The sequence below is a fragment of the Filimonas zeae genome (genome assembly GCF_014641615.1).
Classification (GTDB): Bacteria; Bacteroidota; Bacteroidia; order Chitinophagales; family Chitinophagaceae; genus Filimonas; species Filimonas zeae.
On the sequence record NZ_BMIB01000002.1, the window covers coordinates 939,947 to 959,499 of the forward strand.

A 19,553-nucleotide genomic window follows, 5' to 3' on the forward strand; every position below is an offset into this window, starting at 1 on the left:
AACGTTTATAATAAATCTAACACCGTTAACCCGTTGGCAAAAAAATATAGCTTCCCCCTGTCACCTCTTGTGTTATTTGTCTGCTTCCTCTTATTCTTTACGGCTGTAAACATATTTACCACTGTTAACCTTCTCTGGAAAAAAACAGGCTATGCCTGTAAACTGTGTTTCGTCTGCTCTTTCCCGCTATTACTCTTTTATTCTGTTGATAATGCCACTGATGGCATCTTTCAATATTGCCTGGTTTAAATCTCCGTGTCCGTCTTCTCTGAAAGCCCGCTCATCGTACATTCTGCGGGTAAGGTTAATGGATATTAACCCATGCACTACCGACCATAAGCTATAGAACTTTAAACAGGAATCAGCATCCGGATTTTTACTGCTGGCAATTAACTGTTGCAGTACCCCATCTATTACCTTACGCCCTTCTGCTACTTCGGGAATTTCGTTTGCCTTCCATTCACAACAGCCCATTTCCACTCCAAACATTAACTGATAGTAAGGCGTATTTTCAAAAGCAAAATCCCAGTACGCCATCCACATTGCTTCCAGTTGCTGCGCCGGATCTTCAAACCGCTCCTTTGCTTCTTTTACCAGTTGCAGTAGCTTTATGTGGCCCTGACGGGTAAACTCCATCAGTAATGCTTCCTTGTTTTCAAAATGGCCGTAAATAATGGGGGCAGAATATTCAATCTTATCCGCAATTCTGCGCATAGACAGGGCATTCCAACCTTCATCTTCCACAATGTCCCAGGCAGCCGTCAAAATCTGGCAACGCACCTCTTCTTTCTGCCTGAGTTTCCTTTCTTTGACTCCCATATTACGCTATTAAAAAAGTTAACACCGTTAGCAAAACTACACATTTTTCAATTCCGCACACTTTTTTTTGTGAAATTTTCCTGGTTTGTACCCGCTTTCGGGTTTCTTTAACAGGTTGTTGCTGCTGCCAACTGCCCCAGGCAAATACGCACTCACTTACTATTCAGTATCTTGCCGCCACTATAAAACAGGAATAAAAATATGAAGCATGTTCTCATCACAGGTTTGCTGCTGTCTTCCCTGGCAGGGATGGCGCAAGGGCAGCTGACACCTGAATTGTTGTGGAAACTGGGGCGTGTAAACGCAGTGGGCCTGACGAAGGATCAAAAATTTGTAGTATACAGCGTAACCACGCCCGATGTGGGAGCCAATAAAAACAACCGCAAAAGCTACAAAATACCTGTAACAGGCGGTACGCCGGTAGAAGTAACCAATACGGATGAACTGGTAGTTAACGACCGCATCTCCCCCGATGGCAGCTATATACTCAGCAGCGATGCCGTAAAACTGAAGAACGTAAACGGCAGCGACTTTTACCCTGAACTGAAGAATTCTAATGTACAGATTTACGATAACCTCAACTACCGCCACTGGGATACCTGGGAAGATGGCAAGTTTGATCACGTATTTGTAGCACCTTATAACAGTGGTAAAGCAGGCGCGGCTAAAGACATTATGCCCGGCGAACTGTACGATTGCCCGCAGAAGCCTTTTGGTGGCGATGAAGACTTTATCTGGAGCCCCGACAGCAAAAAGATAGTATATGTAACCAAGAAAAAGTTTGGTACCGACTATGCCATAAGCACCAATACAGATTTGTATGAGTATGATATGGCTACCGGCAGCACCACCAACCTTACGGAGCAAAACGCTGGTTATGATATTAACCCTGCTTTCAACAGCAAAGGTACACTGGCCTGGCTGAGCATGAAAAGAGATGGTTACGAAAGTGATAAGCAGGACCTGGTAGTAGTAAACAACGGCACCCGCACCAACCTTACCGGTCTGCGCGATGACATACATGTAGAAAGCTTTAAATGGAGCACAGACGACCGCAACCTGTTTTTCATTGCCCCTGTTAATGGTACCCTGCAGCTGTTTGTGGTTGATAACCCCGGCATGCTGATGAAAGTGCCCGATGTAAAACAAATTACCAAAGGCGATTTTGATGTTGCCGCTATTGTGGCCCAAACCGGTGATAAGCTGATTGTAAGCCGCACCGATATTAACCACGCAGCAGAGCTGTACACGGTTGATATTAATACCGGCAGCATGACACAGCTTACACATGTAAACGATGAAGCCTATAAAACCATCGGCCTCTGCAAAACCGAAAGAAGGTTTGTAAAAACCACCGATGGCAAGCAGATGTTGGTATGGGTAGTATATCCTCCCAACTTTGATGCATCTAAAAAATACCCTACCCTGCTGTATTGCCAGGGCGGCCCGCAATCTGCCTTAACCCAGTTCTACTCTTTCCGCTGGAACTTTCAGCTGATGGCTTCGCAGGGTTATATAGTGGTAGCACCTAACCGCAGAGGTATGCCAGGCCACGGTACCCAATGGAACGAGCAGGTAAGTAAAGACTGGGGGGGCCAGGTAATGAACGATTACCTGAGTGCTATTGATAATGTATCTAAAGAATCTTTTGTTGATAAAAACCGACTGGGTTGCGTAGGCGCCAGCTTTGGCGGCTTTTCTGTATTCCGTTTGGCAGGTATGCACAACAAACGTTTCAAAAGCTTCATCAGCCATGATGGCGTATACGATTTCAGAAGCATGTACGGCACTACCGATGAAATGTTTTTTGAAAACTGGGAAAAAGGCGGCCCTTACTGGGATAGCAAAAACAAAGTAGCCCAACGCTCCTTTAGCCAAAGCCCCAGCAACTACGTAGATCAGTGGAACACCCCTATCATGATTATACAAGGTGGCAAAGACTACCGCGTTTCTATTGAGCAAGGTCAGCAGGCATTTCAGGCCGCTCAGTTAAGAGGCATCAAAAGCCGGTTCCTGTACTTCCCCGATGAAAACCATTGGGTGCTGAACATGCAGAACGCTATTGTATGGCAGCGGGAGTTTTACAAGTGGTTGAAAGAAACCCTATAATAAACAAAAACGGTGTATCTGATTCAGGTACACCGTTTTTGTTATTCAAACTATTATCAGAGGTATCTAACCCCTCCGGCCAGTCATTTCTCAAAGCATCATAATAAACATTTCCACCACAATATTAATAGCCTGGGTTCTGCTTCAGTTTCGCATTGGTATTCATGGCAGAAAAGGGTATAGGGAAAATGTTGATATGCGCGTCTTTAGGCGTGTGGCTTAACCACGATTTTGTAGAGAACACTCCAAACCGTATCAGATCCTGCCGGCGCCGTCCTTCACCTACAAATTCCCAGGCCAGCTCATCCAGAAAGCGGCCATATTGAATATCAGCCCCACCTTCCGGTTTGGTAATTACACCGTTTTTGTAAGTACCATAGTTATAAGTGCTGCCACCCAGTAACTGCGCGCCTGTAACAGTGGCTTTGGCCTTGTCAGCCTCGCCAAAATCGCGCTGGCGAACCTGTGTTACAATTTCCGCAGCTTCAGCAGCCTGTCCTTTTCTCAATAAACACTCGGCCTTAATCATCAGCGCATCCGTGTAGCGATATAATGGTGCATCATTACCCTGGTTACCGTTCAGCCCTATTCTTATCTCCCACTTTACCATTCTGTATCCCTGCTCAGGCAGCGCATCATCTACCGAAGTAATGTAGTTTACATAATTCAGCTGTTTACCTTCCACCATAATAGGCGCCCCATTGTAATCAACCTGGGGGCCTCTCAGATAAGTATTCAATCTTTTATCAGCCGGGTCGTAAGTGTCCATAAACTGCGGTATCATACCTGTACCGCCTCCCCAGGGGCCTGCAACCATTTTAAAAGTAGCCTGGCTGCCGGGATGAAGCGATTTATATGGATAATAACAACCGCCCGCAGTAACCTCTGTGTAGGGAATGGAGAAAATCTGCTCTACTGATTTTGAGTTATCATCTTTAAAAGGATCTGCATAATTAGGGGCAAGGCTAAACAATTTACTGTCAATAACCTCATTCACCTGGGCCAGCGCATCATCCCACTTCTCCACGCCTAAATACACTTTAGAGTTCAGATACAATTTGGCCAGCGTCATCTTCGCCGCCCATTTATTCATATGTCCATAGCTTTTATCTGTGGTTTTGGTGTCCAGCTTATCCATCACAGCCTTTAACTCCGTTTCTACAAAAGTGTATATTTCCTGCGCCGTATTCTGTGCAGGCAAATACCCCTGCTCAACATCAAATTTGGTTACCAGCGGCACGTTGCGGTAGTAATCCAGCAGTATATAGTAGTAAACAGCCCTGAGTGCCCGCATTTCTGCTACGTAAACATCCTTGTTGGCCAGGCTTTCTATCTTTTCCAGATCGTAAATTGCTTTATTGGCAAGGTTAACACCGTCGTAGCAGGTGCTCCATATTGCCTCTACCGGCCCTGTAGTGCTATTCCAGGTATGCTGGTGCAGAGTTATGTAGTAATCTCCCCAGCCAACGCCTACCCTATAGGGCGTAACCGCCAGGTCAGATACATCTTCGGAGGCATCAAACATACCATCCCATCCAAAATACACCGCCCGGAATGCTGCATAGGCAGGTGCCATAATGGGTATAGCGTCCTTGTCGGTAAACGTAATATCTTCCGGCAATATAATATCATATAAATTTTCATCCAGCCTGGTACAAGAAACAGAAAATCCAATACCAAGGGCGATAAAAACAGCAGTCTTCTTTATATTTAAAATACGCATGTCAGTAAGTTTTAAAAGGTTGCGTTAACACCAATAGTAAAAGTTCTGATAGAGGGATACTTATCGCGGTCATCTATGCCCGCGATACGAACGTCGTTCCTTATAATTTCAGGATCCAGGCCTTTATAACCAGTTATATACCCCAGGTTGGCACCGCTTGCATATACTCTTAAAGATTTAATGTATTTGTTAGCCTGAAATTTGGGTGAGTAACCAATGGTAATGTTATCCAGTTTAACATAGTTACCGTTTTCCAGATAGTAGCTTACATACGTTTGAGGATATTTTAACACAGCCTTGCCATATACCTTATCATACGCACTCTCCAGCACATTGAAAGGAATATTGGGGTTTTCGTAAAACATTCTTTGAGAGTTAAGGATCTGATAGCTGAAAGCACCTGTTAATACCACACTCATATCCCAGCCCTTGTAATTGAAAGTGTTGGTCCACCCACCGGTATATTTAGGAATACCATTACCCAGGTACTGGCGAAACTCATCTTTACCCAGCATGTCTGCTGCTAACGTTTTCCGCTCGCCTTTGGCCGTTTCTATAATCCACAGGCCATTGTCGGTAATGTCTACGCTTTTAAAGCCATAAAAGTTGCCCAGTGGCATACCCACTTCAAGGCGGTGAGAAAGTATAGAAATAGGCTCGGTAATACCACCAAACTCCAGCCTGTTCTGATCAATCTGATAAAAGTCGTTAGACAAACTCATCAGTTTGTTAGCATTGTGAGAAAACGTGAGGGAAGAATTCCAGCTGAAATTTCTGTTCTTTACAGGCACCGCATTCAGTAAAATCTCTACGCCTTTATTACGCATGCGACCTACGTTAGCCACGGTAACAGTGGAGAAATTGGGCGGAGATGGTACCGGATAGTTCCAGAGCAGATCTTTCGTTTCTTTATTGTACACGTCAATGCTACCACTCAGGCGGTTGTTCAGCAGTGCAAAGTCTAAACCGAAGTTAAACTCGGTAGATTTTTCCCAACGCAGGTTGGGATTCGGATTCTGTCCTGGTCTCAGCGGATAAATAGATTCGTCGCCATTCTTGAAAATAGTTCCATACTCATAGGTGGCCAGGGACAAATAAGAACTGGCTGGCGCAATACCGGTAATACCCCAGCCTGCACGCAGTTTTAATAAATTAATACCTGAAACATTTCTCAGGAAAGACTCATTGCTGAGTGTCCAGCCGGTAGAGATAGAAGGGAAATTACCCCACTTGTGATTAGCACCGAACTTAGAAGAACCTTCTCTGCGGATGCTAGCCATTATGGTATAACGATTATCGTAGGAGTAATTGATACGGCCCAGAAAAGCAATCAGCTTGTTGTCATTCTTATTGCTTCCCATGCTTGCACCTCTGCCATCAGGCAAGGCCTTACCCCAGTAGATATCATGGTAACTCAATACATCGTGCTGAAAGTCGAAGTTATAGGCATTAAAACCATCGTTTACATTATACTGGTAGCTGTAACCGCCAAGGAGGGTAAAGTTATGCCCCTTCCAGTTTTTTCTATAAGTAGTGGTCAATTCCAGATTATCAGTTTTACTTCTGCTGGTAGCCACGTTAGCTACACCGTTTCTTCCCTGTAACGTAGTGGAATAGTGTTTCCAGGTTTCGTACGAACCGGAATTGCCGCTGTTTCTATTGGTAGACAATAACAGGTTCATATCCCAGCCTTTTACAATATTCAACCCGATGTTACCAGAAAGGCGGGTCCATTCATTCTCTGTTTCACCCAGCGTTTCATTAATAATCGCCACCGGATTATAATATTGCAAAGGCGTGTTGCTTTCATACCATCTGCCACGGAAGTTGGTTACAGAGTCTGTAGGGTTGTGGTTGTTCGCCTGTCTGTAGGGGTTATCAATATCCATAGCACCAAACAGATTGTTAGCCACATCCTGCTTCTGAAATCCCTTAATCAGATTCAGGTTAATTTTCAGCCTGTCGTCAAACATATAATGGTAAAAATCCAGCGTAGCTTTCAGCTCCTGGTTATAAGTATTCTTAAATACACCATTCTGATTATTATAGTTTACGTTGGCTACATAACTTGAGCGGCGGTTACCACCTTTCATACTTACGTTGTGGTTATGCATATTACCTGTTCTGGTAATCAGCCCCAACCAGTCTGTATTCAGCCCCTTATCTGTCATACCCACGTTTACACCACTGCTCTTTAGCTCGCGCATTTTATCTGCCGTAAGAAATTTTGCTTTTTTAGCAAACGCTGATACCGAACCGTAACCGGAGTAAGTAAGAGAAGTAGGTGTTTCATTGCCCGCAGACTTAGTGGTAATGAGTATTACACCGTTGGCACCGCGTGAGCCATAAATGGCTGCAGCAGACGCATCTTTCAATACATCAATAGAAGCAACATCTTCCGGCGCAACCGTGTTAAACCCACCCGGAATACCGTTAATCAATATCAGCGGAGAAGTGCTTCCTGCCAGTGAGGCATAGCCCCTTAAATTAACACTGGAAGTAGCAGAAGGATTGCCCGAACCGCTGGTAACGTTTAAGCCGGCAACCTTACCTCTGATAGCCTCAGATACATCTCTGATAGCACCGGCGGTAAAATTCTCTGCTTTAATAGTAGCTACCGCACCGGTAACCTCCCTTCTTTTTTGCGTGCCATAACCCACCACTACCACCTCATCCAGTTTAGCATAGTCGTCTGTTAAAATAATGTCATCGGAAAGGCGCAGAATAGAAGCCTCTACACTTTTAAGGCCTGCTGCAGTAAATACAAGAATACTATCACCCGCGGGAACCGTAATAGTATATCTTCCGGAATCGTTGGTAACAGTACCGTTACTCTTTCCTTTTACAATAACAGAAACGCCCCTAAGCGGCGCCTTGTTTTTATCTTTTACAAAACCGGAAACTGCTTTTTGCGCGTGCAGCAAGGGCGCATTCAGCAATAACAAAGCAAACAGTAAAGTGCATACAACAAGGTAGCACCTATTAGGCTTTCTCATACTCAGTTATTAGTAATGATTAAATAATTAATTATCAGCAGTATTGGTAATTTGGCCAACCTGGCTAACAGCAACCGTTTTATGTTATCTAAATTACTTGTGTACCTGGTACCCCATTTACCATATATTAACTATTTATTTGTAAATCGTATCCTGTTTATAAGCGGTTAAATAAATACAGAAAAGATGATAGAACAGCTGAATAGCAGCCACAGCTAATCACTTAAAACACTGAACAACAAAGCATTTATAAATTAATATATCAGAACAGTTTTCATTTCTTCCTCCAAAAGAGTGTTTCAACATTGCAAAAAAGTATCACTCCGGAAACAGGATTACCCTACTACTTACCATTTATTCACATAGCGTAGAAACACCTGAAAAGCCATATGAAGTTATCTGCTAAAACAAAAAGGGCGCCCTGTAGGCGCCCAACTTATTCAAACAGGTGTGTTATATATTTAATCTAACACCGGCATTAATACATTATTTACATAGTTGCTGTGCAGCAGCTGAATCTGCGATGCTAAAATTCTATCCAGTGATAACTCCGGTAACCCGCTTACCGGAAAAAAGGCAGACTCCAGCATATCATGCCCGGCTTTAAAGGATAGCTCTCCGGTTATGGAACAAAGAATAACCATTTTATATACATAAAAAGGCTGCGGCGGGTGCGGGTGCATTTTCTTATCAAAAACAGCCAGTAAACGTTCCGGCTTTACGGCCAGGCCGGTTTCCTCTTTAAACTCCTTTACTACTACCTCAGCAGGTGTTAACCCTATATCTGCCCAACCACCGGGTAAGGTCCAGCATTTGCCTACCCCTTCTCTTACCAGCAGTATCTCGTTTTTATCATTTACAGCAAAACCACGTATATCTACTTTAGGTGTAGGATAATCTGTAACAGCGGTATAAAAATCTTTTACCACTTCCACCGGTTTATCAATCAGTTGTCCCAGTAACTCCAGTGCCAGCTCGTGCAATTCTGTATAACGCTCCCGGTCATACGCATCTTTACTATATAACAGGCCTATATCTGCAATAGATTTTGTTCTTTGCGCAAGGGTACTGGGTGAATCACTCATAAAATATAGTATAACTGGTTATTTTTGATAATCTCTTCTGCCAAACAGCAGGCTACCTATGCGTACCATGGTACTGCCCTCTTCTATAGCCATCTTATAATCACCACTCATGCCCATAGAAAGGGTGGAAAGCGTGCAGTTAGGAGCAGTTACGGGTTGGTGCTGTTTAAACAAACCGTGAATAAAGGCAAATTCAGAACGCACCTGTTCGTTATCCTCGCTGAAGGAAGCCATACCCATTAAACCACATATGCGTATGTTAGCCCATTGGGCCTGTTCTGTTACTACTTTTTGCAGCAATGCATCCAGCTCAGTGGCATCCAGCCCAAACTTGGTTTCTTCCCGGGCAATATGTACCTGTAACAGACAATCAATAACCCGGTTATTCTTTTTAGCCTGTTTGTTTACCTCAGCCAACAGCTTTTCGCTGTCAATACCATGTATCAGGTGCACAAAAGGGGCAATATATTTAACCTTATTGCTTTGCAGATGGCCAATAAAATGCCAGCGTACATCTGCAGGTAATACAGCCTGCTTTTCCATAACCTCCTGAACGTAGTTCTCACCAAAATCACGTTGCCCCAGATCATATAACGCCTGTATATCTGCAGCAGGTTTAATTTTACTTACTGCCACCAGGGTTACACCAGCAGGTGCCAGTGCGTCCACTATTCCTTTATACGCCGCTTCGTTTACTGCCATAACTGTGTTTTGCGCAAAAATAATCCTGGTAAGCTTATCATCTGCCTGTGTTTTGTAACTGCTGTTGTAATACCAGATATTCAAGCAACAGCAAATCGTTATAGGCAGGGCAATAATAGAAAAAGCGTCCGGTTCCGGTACTACCAACCCACTGCCGTAACGGGTCTGGCAAAATGGAAGTCATACTGGCCACAAAAAATGCAAAGTCGTTATCTTCAAAATAAGAGAACACACTTTGGTCGGCCTGCCATGCTATAGCAGGCACCGGTTGCTGCCACCGCATTAATACAGTTGCCAGCATTATTTTATCTAAAGGATTTACTGCCGAATCAAACTGTCTGCGGGCTTCTGCAATCAGTGCGGGCTTACGCTGTTCCAGCGCTTCCAGCGGCCCTGCTTCCATTAACCGGGAAAGATGATACAGTATAATAGGCGTACGTGCATAGTGTGGCGAAACATAAGAAGCTTTGGTTATGTAGTGTCCATTATCTATAGCCGTACATATAAACTGTAATGAAGCAGAATCAGCCCTGGTAAACGGAATACGATACTTCTGAAAAGTATACAGCACGTTAGAGAGCACACATATATCCAGGTCTACCGGAAAATTAACCCCAAACCAGGTGGAATAAGCCTGAATGCCGCGGTATTCAGGATAACGCATTTTCTTCTGATGCTTTCCTGCATTGATATGCTGCTGCATAAGGCCATGCACTATTTTTACCGTATCTGCATCAGCCCCCGAAGCCATGAGTATTATGTTGGTATCATCAATGTCATCCGGCAAAGCATGGGTTCTGTTCATCAGGTTTATCCAGCCTGAATGTGGAAATACAACGGTGGGGTTGGTACGCCAGAAGTTATAGGTAGGTCGTCCTTTTTTGTTCCTGTATAACCGGTAAGCAGGCAAGGCATCTGCACAAATACTGTCGCAAATCAACTGCTCTTCCGGTGACAGATGCGGGCGCAGGTTTTGAAGCGTTACGGCTATCAGCCCGGTAAAGAAAGGATTGTCATCCGCTTTGGCAACCGTTCTGCGATTATACTCCCTGTAAGCAGGAAATATACCGGCAGGAAAGTCGCCGGATGTTTGTTTCTGCCATTGTCTTATACGGGCAAGCACCTGGTGGGTTGCTAAGCTGTCAGCAGCATGTATTGCGCTGCTCAGCCAAACTGTCATTATCAGGGATATCAGTGTTCGCACGCCCGCAACCCGCAAACAAGGTGCCATACCTGTATCTATTTCAGTATGCTTCTGCTTATTACAATACGTTGTACCTCGCTGGTGCCCTCATAAATCTGGGTAATCTTGGCATCACGCATCATACGCTCAACATGATATTCCTTTACAAATCCATAGCCGCCGTGTACCTGCACCGCTTCTGTAGCTACCCACATAGCAGTTTCAGAGGCAAATACTTTGGCCATCGATCCGCTTAAAGTATAATCCAGATGCTGGTCTTTTTCCCACGCGGCTTTCAGGCACAGCAAACGGGCTGCTTCCACTTTAGTGGCCATATCTGCCAGTTTAAACTGAATGGCCTGGTGCTGCATAATCTCCTTACCAAAAGCTTTGCGCTCTTTGGAATACTTTACAGAAAGCTCGTACGCACCGCTGGCTATACCCAATGCCTGGGAGGCAATACCAATACGGCCGCCCGCCAGCGTTTTCATGGCAAACTTAAACCCAAAGCCATCTTCGCCTATGCGGTTGGCTTTAGGCACTTTTACATCATTAAACAAAATGGTATGCGTATCACTGCCTCTGATGCCCATTTTATTTTCTTTGGCTGCCACGGTTACACCCGGCCAGCTCTTTTCTACTATAAACGCGTTAATACCGTGCGAACCTTTGCTTACATCCGTCTGGGCTATTACCAGGTAAACACTGGCAGAGGAGCCATTGGTAATCCAGTTTTTGGTACCGTTCAGCAGGTAATAATCTCCCATATCTTCTGCTGTGGTGCGCTGTGAGGTGGCATCGCTGCCAGCTTCCGGCTCGCTTAATAAAAAGGCACCTATATACAATTCGCCGTCTTTTTTACCACGGGCCAGCGGGGTAAGGTATTGCTGCTTCTGTTCTTCGCTTCCGTAGGTTTCCAGGCCCCAGCATACCAGACTGTTGTTTACGCTCATACATACACTTACGCTGGCATCTACCTTGCTTATCTCTTCCATGGCCAGCACATAACTAATGGTGTCCATACCGGCACCGCCGTAGCGGGTATCTACCATCATACCCATAAAGCCCAGATCGGCCAGTTGCATAATCTGTTCTCTGGGAAACTGTTGTTTTTCATCGCGGTCTATTACACCTGGCAGGCATTCGTTTTGCGCAAAATCACGGGCCGCCTTCTGAATCATCAAATGCTCTTCACTGAATTGAAAATCCATACTGCTTACTGTTTTTACTTCCGTAAATATAGGCAAACCCCTAACAATTGTTAGTTGCATAGCAAACTATTTTTCCGCCGCTACATATTAAAAACTATTAAAATAAAAAGGGGCCCTTTAAAGGCCCCTTAAACCCTTACTAAGTAAGGCTTAAAATGAATTACAGCGTATTTGCAGCTGCGCTTTTCTTATTTAATTGCATTCACAAACGGGAAGGGAGCCGGTAACATACCCCCTCTTTGTATCCCTGCAGCATAAAGCGTTGCGAAGAGTGAAATTTCAGGCAATGCTACGAGTTTGGCTCCTGAATCCCTTTTGGCCACCTTCTTATGAGGGTGGCTTTTTTACTTATTTCACCTCTACACACAGGGTAGCACCACGCCAGATAGCATCGTACTTCTTTTCATAATGTACGCCGGCAACCTTTTCAAATCTGGTTACCTCTATCATATACTTACCAGGCCATTCAGGTACAAAAGAAGCTACCCCTTTGGTATCCGTAGTCAGTTCGCGCTTCCAGCCGGTAGGTGCTACTATTTCTATACGCAGCTTTTCTTCCGGTTTAGCTTTAACCAGGCCGGTAATTGCCAGTGGTTTGTTTACCTTATGTATATTACCCGCTTTTACCAAAGCACTTAAATCCGCCTCAGGTGCCAGTTCGTTATTACCGGCACCTACCTTTACAATAGCACCTGCATCAAACTGGTATAAGGTGGTACCACCCAGGTCTTTGGTGTTATGTGTAATGGTAAGATAGTATACGCCATCCTTTTCCGGTGTCCATTCCGCTGCAAAGGAGTTTACTCCTGCCGTGCAGGTAAGCTGCTGCTTCTGCTTATCAGGCCCTACCACCCATAAGGTAAAGTCTTTTACATCAGAATACCAGTTCTTTACCGAATCCGGATTGTTCTCTACATATTCTCCGTAAAACACCTTTACTTCCTGCTTCTGCCCTGCCTTACCCACAGCGTTGGTTTCAATCCATAAAGCATGGGCATATACCTGCGAAATCAGCGCAAAACAACCCAGTACCAGCGAAGTACTTATTTTCTTTATCATGGTTATCTGTTTTCAGCTGCGAAGATTGGCCCTTAAACCGGCAATCGTTTACTGAATCAGGAAAAAGATAGCCACGTACAGTAAATGATGCCCATAAAAAAGCCGCCTCCAGTAAAGGAAACGGCTGATACAATTGATATAGCACAAAATAGTTAAATAGCGGGCTCCTGCTGGCTAAGGCAGTGAAAACTACCCAGCCCCCATATAATATCAGTAGAATCAATACCTACCGTTTCCCTACCCGGGAAATGGTCTGCAATAATCTGCAATGCTTTATCATCTTTATCACAACGATAAGTGGGCACAATTACGTGCTTGTTGCTGATATAGAAGTTGGCGTAAGAAGCAGGTAAACGCTGATCATCAAACACCACTGCATCCGGCATGGGCAGTTCTACTATATTCAGCTGTTTGCCATTCAGCAAACGCATTTCGTTTAATGCCACCAGATTCTGCTGCAACAGATCGTAGTTTTCATCGTTTTTGTTTTCTTCCACCACGGTTAACACCGTGTCTTCATTTACAAAACGAATGGTATCATCTATATGCCCGTCGGTATCATCACCCACAATGCCTTCCGGCACCCACAGTACCTGCTCCATACCATAATAATCACACAGGAATTTCTCTATCTGTGCCTGGCTTAAAGTGGGGTTTCTGTTAGGATTAAGCAAACAGCAGGTAGAAGTTAACACCGTACCTGCTCCGTTAAACTCTACAGAGCCACCTTCCATTACTATGCCCGGATTAAACACCGGAATATTGTAATCCATACCTATTAAAGTAGGTATTACATCATCCAGATCAAAGGGCGGGTATTTACCACCCCAGGCATTATAATTCCAGTCTACAATTACTTTTTTCTGCTCCGCTGCCGGGTTAATCAGAAACGCAGGACCATGATCGCGGCACCACGCATCGTTGGTAGGATGCAGGAAAAATTTCACCTGCTCCATGTTTACACCTGCCTTTTGCAAATGCACGGTAGCGGCCTGCTGCATAACAGTATCTGCCACGTTAATACATACCTGCTCGCTCAGCGCCAGGTAGTATACAAACTTGCTGTAGCTTACGTAAATACTTTCCAGTTTGCCGGGCCAGCTGGCTTCTTTATGCGGCCAGCTAAGCCAGGTGGCTTTGTGCGGCGCAAACTCAGCCGGAAAATAATATCCCTGTTCTTTGGGTGTTGCCTGTATATTAATCTTCATCAATAAAACGTTTGGTAATGGGCTGGTAAGAATCAATACGTCTGTCGCGCATAAAAGGCCAGTGCGTACGGTAACGGTCGCTTTGTGCAGTATCAATCTCCTGTACAAATACTTCTTCCTGGTCGTGCGAAGCCTGGTACATAATAGAGCCAAACGGATTGGCAACAAAAGAACCGCCCCAGAATTTCATAGCGCCATCCTGCTCAAAACCTACCCTGTTTACACTTACCACGTGTACGCCATTGGCTACGGCATGGCTGCGCTGAATGGTTTGCCATGCATTGTATTGCTCCACATTGGTAGCTTCTTCCTGCGAGGTTGCCCAGCCAATAGCAGTTGGGTAAAACAGAATTTCAGCACCCATGAGTGCGGTAATACGGGAAGCTTCCGGGTACCACTGATCCCAGCAGATCAGAATGCCGAAAGTGGCAAATCTGGTTTTGAATACTTTATACCCCAGATCGCCCGGCGTAAAGTAAAATTTCTCGTAATAAGCCGGATCGTCCGGTATATGCATTTTGCGGTACTTACCCAGGTAAGAACCATCGGCATCTAATACCGCAGTAGTATTATGATATAGCCCCTGCGCTCTCTTCTCAAACAAAGAGGCAATAATTACCACACCCAGTTCCGCTGCCACCTTGCTCAGCGCATCGGTAGAAGCACCGGGTATAGGCTCGGCCAGTTTAAAGTTTTCATAATCCTCCACATCGCAGAAATACAGCGATGTAAACAGCTCCTGTAAACATACAATCTGTGCGCCCTTGGCGGCAGCTTCACGTACTTTTACGATAGCCTTATCCAGGTTCTCCTGTTTGTCAGCAGTGCAGCTCATCTGCACCAAACCCACTTTAACCTTTGACATAATAGATAATAGGAATAATGATAAATTACGAATTCACGGTTATAATATGCAAATAGCCCGCCGTTATACCGGCCGGGCTATGCAGATATTTTTTAATACCCGGCCTATTGTTTTCCCATCTGTTTTAAAAAAGCAACATGGGAGGCTACGGCATGGTACATTTTAGGATACTCCACATATACCACATCATACTCCTGACAAGCTTGTTTTACAATCTTGTTAATTGCAGGGTAATGAATATGAGATATTTTAGGAAACAGGTGATGTTCTACCTGAAAGTTCAGTCCACCTACAAACCAGCTGATGAGCTTATTGCGGGTAGCAAAGTTGGCGGTAGTTTTCAACTGATGAATAGCCCACTCATCCTGTAAGCGGCCATCTTCTGCAGGTACCGGAAACTCCGTATGCTCTACCGTATGCGCCAGCTGAAATACAATGCTTAAAGTAAAGCCGGTAACTACAGTTACTACGCTAAACCCGATAATCCAGGTGGTAAAACCTAATACCACTATAGGAATAATAAAGAACAGCGCATAGTGCAGCAGCTTAAAGCCCCAGAAAGTGATATGATCTGCCGTTTTCATTTTTTTGATAGGCATATCACCAATCTTACCGCTGAAGTATTTTTTATAATCGCTGAACAGTACCCAATACAAATGAAATATAGCATACAGCGCTACAAAGTAAACATGCTGAAAGCGGTGCATTTTTAAATACTCCTGGGTAGAAGCCATTCTTAAAAATGGTTTCGCGTCAATATCATCATCAATACCATCAATGTTGGTATAAGCGTGGTGAATTACATTGTGCTTCATGTTCCACATAAAATGGCTGGCTCCCAGTACTTCGGCAGTTACCGCTGCCATTTTGTTAACGGCAGTAGAGCGGCTAAAGCTGCCATGCCCCCCATCGTGCATTACGTTAAAGCCAATGGAAGCTACCAGTAAGCCCATTACCACGCACAAACCCAGTGCTACCCATACACCCGGCGTAAAAAACACCAGTTGAATATAGGTATAGGTAAGTGCCAGTATCAGAAACAGGGCCTTGGAAAACAGTCTGATGCCTCCGGTAGTGCTTTTGCCGGTAGTGGCAAAGTACTCGTTAATCCGCTTTTTCAACTCCACGTGAAAAGACTGTTTTACATGGGCAAACTTGGGTGTAAGCATGTGTAAACGTATGAATTTTAATAATTTTGCAAATATCGCACAACCGTGCGGTAAAAACACTGACTAAGTAAATATTAACGTAATTATCAGGTCAGGTAGTTTGTTGTACAAAAGCATTAAATTCCGCCACTCCAATCATCTTTTTCGTCAGGTAACCTTCCGCATATTTAACCCCTATTCTTTTTCCCAGCATCAGCGCACGCGCCTTAACGGTTTCCAGAAAATCGGGGGTAGAAATATAGGTTTGCGGCTCGTCGCTATCTGGCGCTGCAGAGGTATAAAACTGGGTGGTATATGCCTGTACTGCCTTGATTTTCTGGTCCATATAACCCGAAATATCAAATACAAAATCGGGTTTCAGGTAACGGTCCTGTATATAATGGAATACATAAGCGGGGCGCCAGGCTTCCTGTGGCACGCCATCCACTTCTGTTTCAATTTTGCGTAAACCGGCTAAAAAAGCAGCTTCCTCTACCAGTTGCGAGCTGCGGCCGTGGTCGGGATGACGATCTTCCAGTGCATTACAAAGCACTATATCGGGCTGGTATTTACGAATGGCGGCAATTACTTTACGGGTATTGGTTTCATCTATCTGAAAAAATCCATCGGCCATTTTCAGGTTTTCGCGGTAGCTTACGCCCATTATGCGGGCTGCATCTGCGGCTTCTGTTTTGCGGGTTTCTATGGTACCACGGGTACCCAGTTCGCCCTGTGTAAGGTCTACCACCGCTACTTTCTTTCCCTGCGCTACCGAAGCTATAATAGTTCCACTGCATCCCAACTCTACATCATCCGGGTGCACGCCGAATGCCAGAATATCCACCTTTGTACTCATCTTAACTAAATTAGGCTGCAAAAGTAGCTTATCTTCTTATACCATACATGCGTTCCACATCCAGCACAATAACCTCCATGGCGTGGTCTTTACCCTCAGGCTCATAGCTTTGCTTAAGGCTGGAGCCGAAGATTACAGCTACCGTCTGGTAAAATGCGGCAGTGAAGCTGCCTTTGTATTCATCTATAATTTCGTAGCAGTTGTTGCCGGTTTGCCGGTTAATCAGCTTCATCAATACTTTGCCCTGATATACAGAGAGTTTGGTAAGCTTATCGGCAAATTCTTTCTTTAATTGCTTCTCGCGCGATCGTATGATTTCTTTTCGTTGCTTTTTATCCGTTACCCCTACCAGCCTGGAATTAATCTCGTTCATTACCCCCGAAGCAGCTCTGGCATACGGATAGGTAACATATACGGCATTGCGCAATCTTGTCCACTCTGCATGATATTTACGCCATTTGGCAGTAAGGTGGGTGTAAACGTAGTAAGGAGGAAGATAACCACAGGGAATAGTGTCTCCGTTGGCTTCAATACACGAACCTACCCGGATGGTGTCATTAGGTCCCTGGCCGTTCTGGGCTTTGGCACTTTCAGGCATGCCAGCCGCTCCGGCAATCAGTAATAATATTAATAAACGACCGAACATCTGTGAACAGGAATATGGTTATTTTTCGTCAGAGTAAATATAGAGCAATAGTATATATCATAATGACCAGGTACCGGAAAAATAACCTGGCGTTCTGTTATTGTTTTCTTAAAACCCGGTTTGCGGTTGCTTATTCTGCTAATTATCAGGCATATCCGCCCATACTGTACAACTTCCCGGAATCTATACAAACCGTCGGTAAAAAACGCGCAACTCACCCAAAGCAAACAATTGTTTGTAGTAATAAAACGTCAAAGTTTTTTTTAAGCTTTTGGTATTTGTTTTTTGGCCTACCTTGCACCCCGTTTGTAAAATTGCGACATGGAAGATCTAGCGGGGTTTAACCCCAACGTTGCAGGCAATCCGCACAATAATATATTTGGCCTTCCTTTTACAGAAGAAGATGCTGCATTAGTTCTTTTACCCGTACCATGGGAAGTTACCATTAGTTGTTCTGCTGGCACCGCCCGCTGTGCCGATCATATTTTTAAAGCCAGTATGCATGTGGACATATTCGACCCGGATGTGCCCGATGCATGGAAGAAAGGCTTTTTTATGCGCGACATAAACCGGAAGGTATTGCTGAAAAGCGATTACCTGCGGAAAGAAGCTGAACTGTATCTGGACTACGTTTCGCGTGGCGATGATGTAGACAAAAACAAGTTCATGTGCAAAAGCCTGAAAGAGATTAATGAAGGCAGCGAACTAATGAACAAGTGGGTGTACGATCAAACCCGCGAACTGCTTTCCCGTGATAAACTGGTTGGCTTAATTGGTGGCGACCACAGTACCGCACTCGGTTACTGGAAAGCCCAGGCCGAAAAACATGGCGATTTTGGTATTCTTCAGCTGGATGCGCACTGCGATCTGCGTCGTTGCTACTGCAGCTTCAACTACTCCCACTCTTCTGTTATGTACAATGCCCTTAACGAAATACCGGAACTGAAAAAGCTGGTACAACTGGGCGTTCGTGATTTTTGTGAAGAGGAATGGGATTACCTGAATAACAATAAAGACCGTGTAGTTACTTTCTTTGATCGCAGAATTAAGGAAGACCTGTACGAAGGCAAACTGTGGCGCGATATTGCAGACGATATTGTAGCACAGCTGCCGCAGAAAGTTCATATCAGTTTTGATGTGGATGGTCTTGATCCCAAGCTCTGCCCCAACGCAGCAGCCCCGGTACACGGTGGTTACGAGCTGGAGCAGGTGCTTTATCTGTTTAAACGCATTATCCAAAGCGGCAGAACCCTTATCGGTTACGATCTGGTGGAAGTAGGCGTAGGAGAACAGAACACAGATGCCAATGTGGGTGCCCACATCATCTGGCGTTTAAACAATTTGTTAGTGAAAAGTAATCTGCTCAATTAATGTCTCAGTCCGCTTTTGTTTTCACGCTGCCGCAAAAGCGCCTGCGTACTTATAATGTTATTGCCGATCTGATGCTGCTTTTTTCCGTGGCAGAGTTTGCTATGATTATTTATCATTACCCGCAAACCACCCCGGTAATGGTATACAGCATATTAATAGCCGGCATTATCAGTTTCCGCGTTTACAGCCAGATAAAGAAGAGAAAAGCACACACACTTCCTGCCGTGGCTCCGGCCTTTGGCATGGCTGCTGCCGGCTGGTTATATCCGGGTTTGGGTAATGTTTTTGTAGCCCTGCTATACGTAGCAGCCGGTTTACTGGAAAAAAAAGCCAAAACACCCCAGCAGATCAGTTTTACTACTAACAACATCAGCATTACCGGTTTTCCGGAAAAAAAGCTGGAATGGGCCACCTTTTCTAATGTAGTGTTGAAGGATAACCTGCTTACACTCGATTACCGGAACAACAAACTCTTTCAGGCCGAAATTCCTTACAACGTATCAGCGGAAGAAGAAAGCCGTTTTAACGCTTTTGCAGCCGCACAACTGGGCCGGTAATACGGCCATTACACC

General features: G+C 44.6%; 16 protein-coding genes. 3 read left to right on the top strand and 13 right to left on the bottom strand.

Annotated elements, in window-relative coordinates:
• Window positions 1-189 precede the first annotated feature (189 nt).
• On the bottom strand, window positions 190-819 hold the full coding sequence (locus tag IEY13_RS10485) for a TetR/AcrR family transcriptional regulator (RefSeq protein WP_188951928.1): 630 nt from the start codon (window positions 817-819) through the stop codon (window positions 190-192).
• A gap of 201 nt (window positions 820-1,020) precedes the next feature.
• Between IEY13_RS10485 and IEY13_RS10490 the strand changes: the two genes are divergently transcribed.
• Window positions 1,021-2,928, top strand: coding sequence for a S9 family peptidase (locus tag IEY13_RS10490; protein WP_188951929.1), 1,908 nt, complete (start codon window positions 1,021-1,023; stop codon window positions 2,926-2,928).
• Window positions 2,929-3,052: 124 nt separating this feature from the next.
• On the opposite strand, the gene IEY13_RS10495 is transcribed toward IEY13_RS10490, so the two are convergent.
• The 12 genes from IEY13_RS10495 to IEY13_RS10550 form a co-directional block, all read right to left on the bottom strand.
• Window positions 3,053-4,651 carry a RagB/SusD family nutrient uptake outer membrane protein gene (locus tag IEY13_RS10495; RefSeq protein WP_188951930.1) on the bottom strand — a complete coding sequence of 533 codons (1,599 nt, stop codon included), beginning with the start codon at window positions 4,649-4,651 and terminating at the stop codon, window positions 3,053-3,055.
• Window positions 4,652-4,662: 11 nt separating this feature from the next.
• Window positions 4,663-7,647, bottom strand: a complete 2,985-nt coding sequence (locus IEY13_RS10500; RefSeq protein WP_188951931.1) for a SusC/RagA family TonB-linked outer membrane protein — start codon at window positions 7,645-7,647, stop codon at window positions 4,663-4,665.
• 461 nt (window positions 7,648-8,108) lie between these two features.
• Entirely contained in the window at window positions 8,109-8,732 is a 624-nt protein-coding gene (locus IEY13_RS10505; protein WP_188951932.1) for an NUDIX hydrolase N-terminal domain-containing protein, read from the bottom strand.
• Between the two features lie 18 nt (window positions 8,733-8,750).
• On the bottom strand, window positions 8,751-9,434 hold the full coding sequence (locus tag IEY13_RS10510) for a YggS family pyridoxal phosphate-dependent enzyme (protein WP_188951933.1): 684 nt from the start codon (window positions 9,432-9,434) through the stop codon (window positions 8,751-8,753).
• Between the two features lie 37 nt (window positions 9,435-9,471).
• Window positions 9,472-10,614 carry a hypothetical protein gene (locus IEY13_RS10515; protein WP_188951934.1) on the bottom strand — a complete coding sequence of 381 codons (1,143 nt, stop codon included), beginning with the start codon at window positions 10,612-10,614 and terminating at the stop codon, window positions 9,472-9,474.
• Between the two features lie 59 nt (window positions 10,615-10,673).
• Window positions 10,674-11,888, bottom strand: a complete 1,215-nt coding sequence (locus IEY13_RS10520) for an acyl-CoA dehydrogenase (protein ID WP_444542342.1) — start codon at window positions 11,886-11,888, stop codon at window positions 10,674-10,676.
• Between the two features lie 288 nt (window positions 11,889-12,176).
• The gene (locus IEY13_RS10525) at window positions 12,177-12,887 is read right to left on the bottom strand and encodes a DUF4198 domain-containing protein (protein ID WP_188951935.1); all 711 of its coding nucleotides are present in this window, start codon (window positions 12,885-12,887) and stop codon (window positions 12,177-12,179) included.
• A 152-nt stretch (window positions 12,888-13,039) separates the two neighbouring features.
• On the bottom strand, window positions 13,040-14,095 hold the full coding sequence (locus IEY13_RS10530) for an agmatine deiminase family protein (RefSeq protein WP_188951936.1): 1,056 nt from the start codon (window positions 14,093-14,095) through the stop codon (window positions 13,040-13,042).
• Window positions 14,085-14,960 (bottom strand): carbon-nitrogen hydrolase, encoded by an 876-nt coding sequence (locus tag IEY13_RS10535; protein WP_188951937.1) that lies wholly within the window; start codon window positions 14,958-14,960, stop codon window positions 14,085-14,087. The genes IEY13_RS10530 and IEY13_RS10535 overlap by 11 nt, the downstream gene beginning before the upstream one ends.
• Before the next feature lie 104 nt (window positions 14,961-15,064).
• Window positions 15,065-16,129 (bottom strand): fatty acid desaturase family protein, encoded by a 1,065-nt coding sequence (locus IEY13_RS10540; RefSeq protein ID WP_188951938.1) that lies wholly within the window; start codon window positions 16,127-16,129, stop codon window positions 15,065-15,067.
• A gap of 91 nt (window positions 16,130-16,220) precedes the next feature.
• Window positions 16,221-16,964, bottom strand: coding sequence for a bacillithiol biosynthesis deacetylase BshB1 (gene bshB1 / locus IEY13_RS10545; RefSeq protein WP_188951939.1), 744 nt, complete (start codon window positions 16,962-16,964; stop codon window positions 16,221-16,223).
• A 28-nt stretch (window positions 16,965-16,992) separates the two neighbouring features.
• Window positions 16,993-17,610 (bottom strand): DUF4294 domain-containing protein, encoded by a 618-nt coding sequence (locus tag IEY13_RS10550; protein WP_229687814.1) that lies wholly within the window; start codon window positions 17,608-17,610, stop codon window positions 16,993-16,995.
• Window positions 17,611-17,931: 321 nt separating this feature from the next.
• Between IEY13_RS10550 and IEY13_RS10555 the strand changes: the two genes are divergently transcribed.
• Both IEY13_RS10555 and IEY13_RS10560 read left to right on the top strand, forming a co-directional pair.
• The gene (locus IEY13_RS10555; protein WP_188951940.1) at window positions 17,932-18,981 is read left to right on the top strand and encodes an arginase family protein; all 1,050 of its coding nucleotides are present in this window, start codon (window positions 17,932-17,934) and stop codon (window positions 18,979-18,981) included.
• On the top strand, window positions 18,981-19,538 hold the full coding sequence (locus tag IEY13_RS10560; protein ID WP_188951941.1) for a hypothetical protein: 558 nt from the start codon (window positions 18,981-18,983) through the stop codon (window positions 19,536-19,538). Before IEY13_RS10555 ends, IEY13_RS10560 begins: the two co-directional genes overlap by 1 nt.
• Window positions 19,539-19,553: the final 15 nt, after the last annotated feature.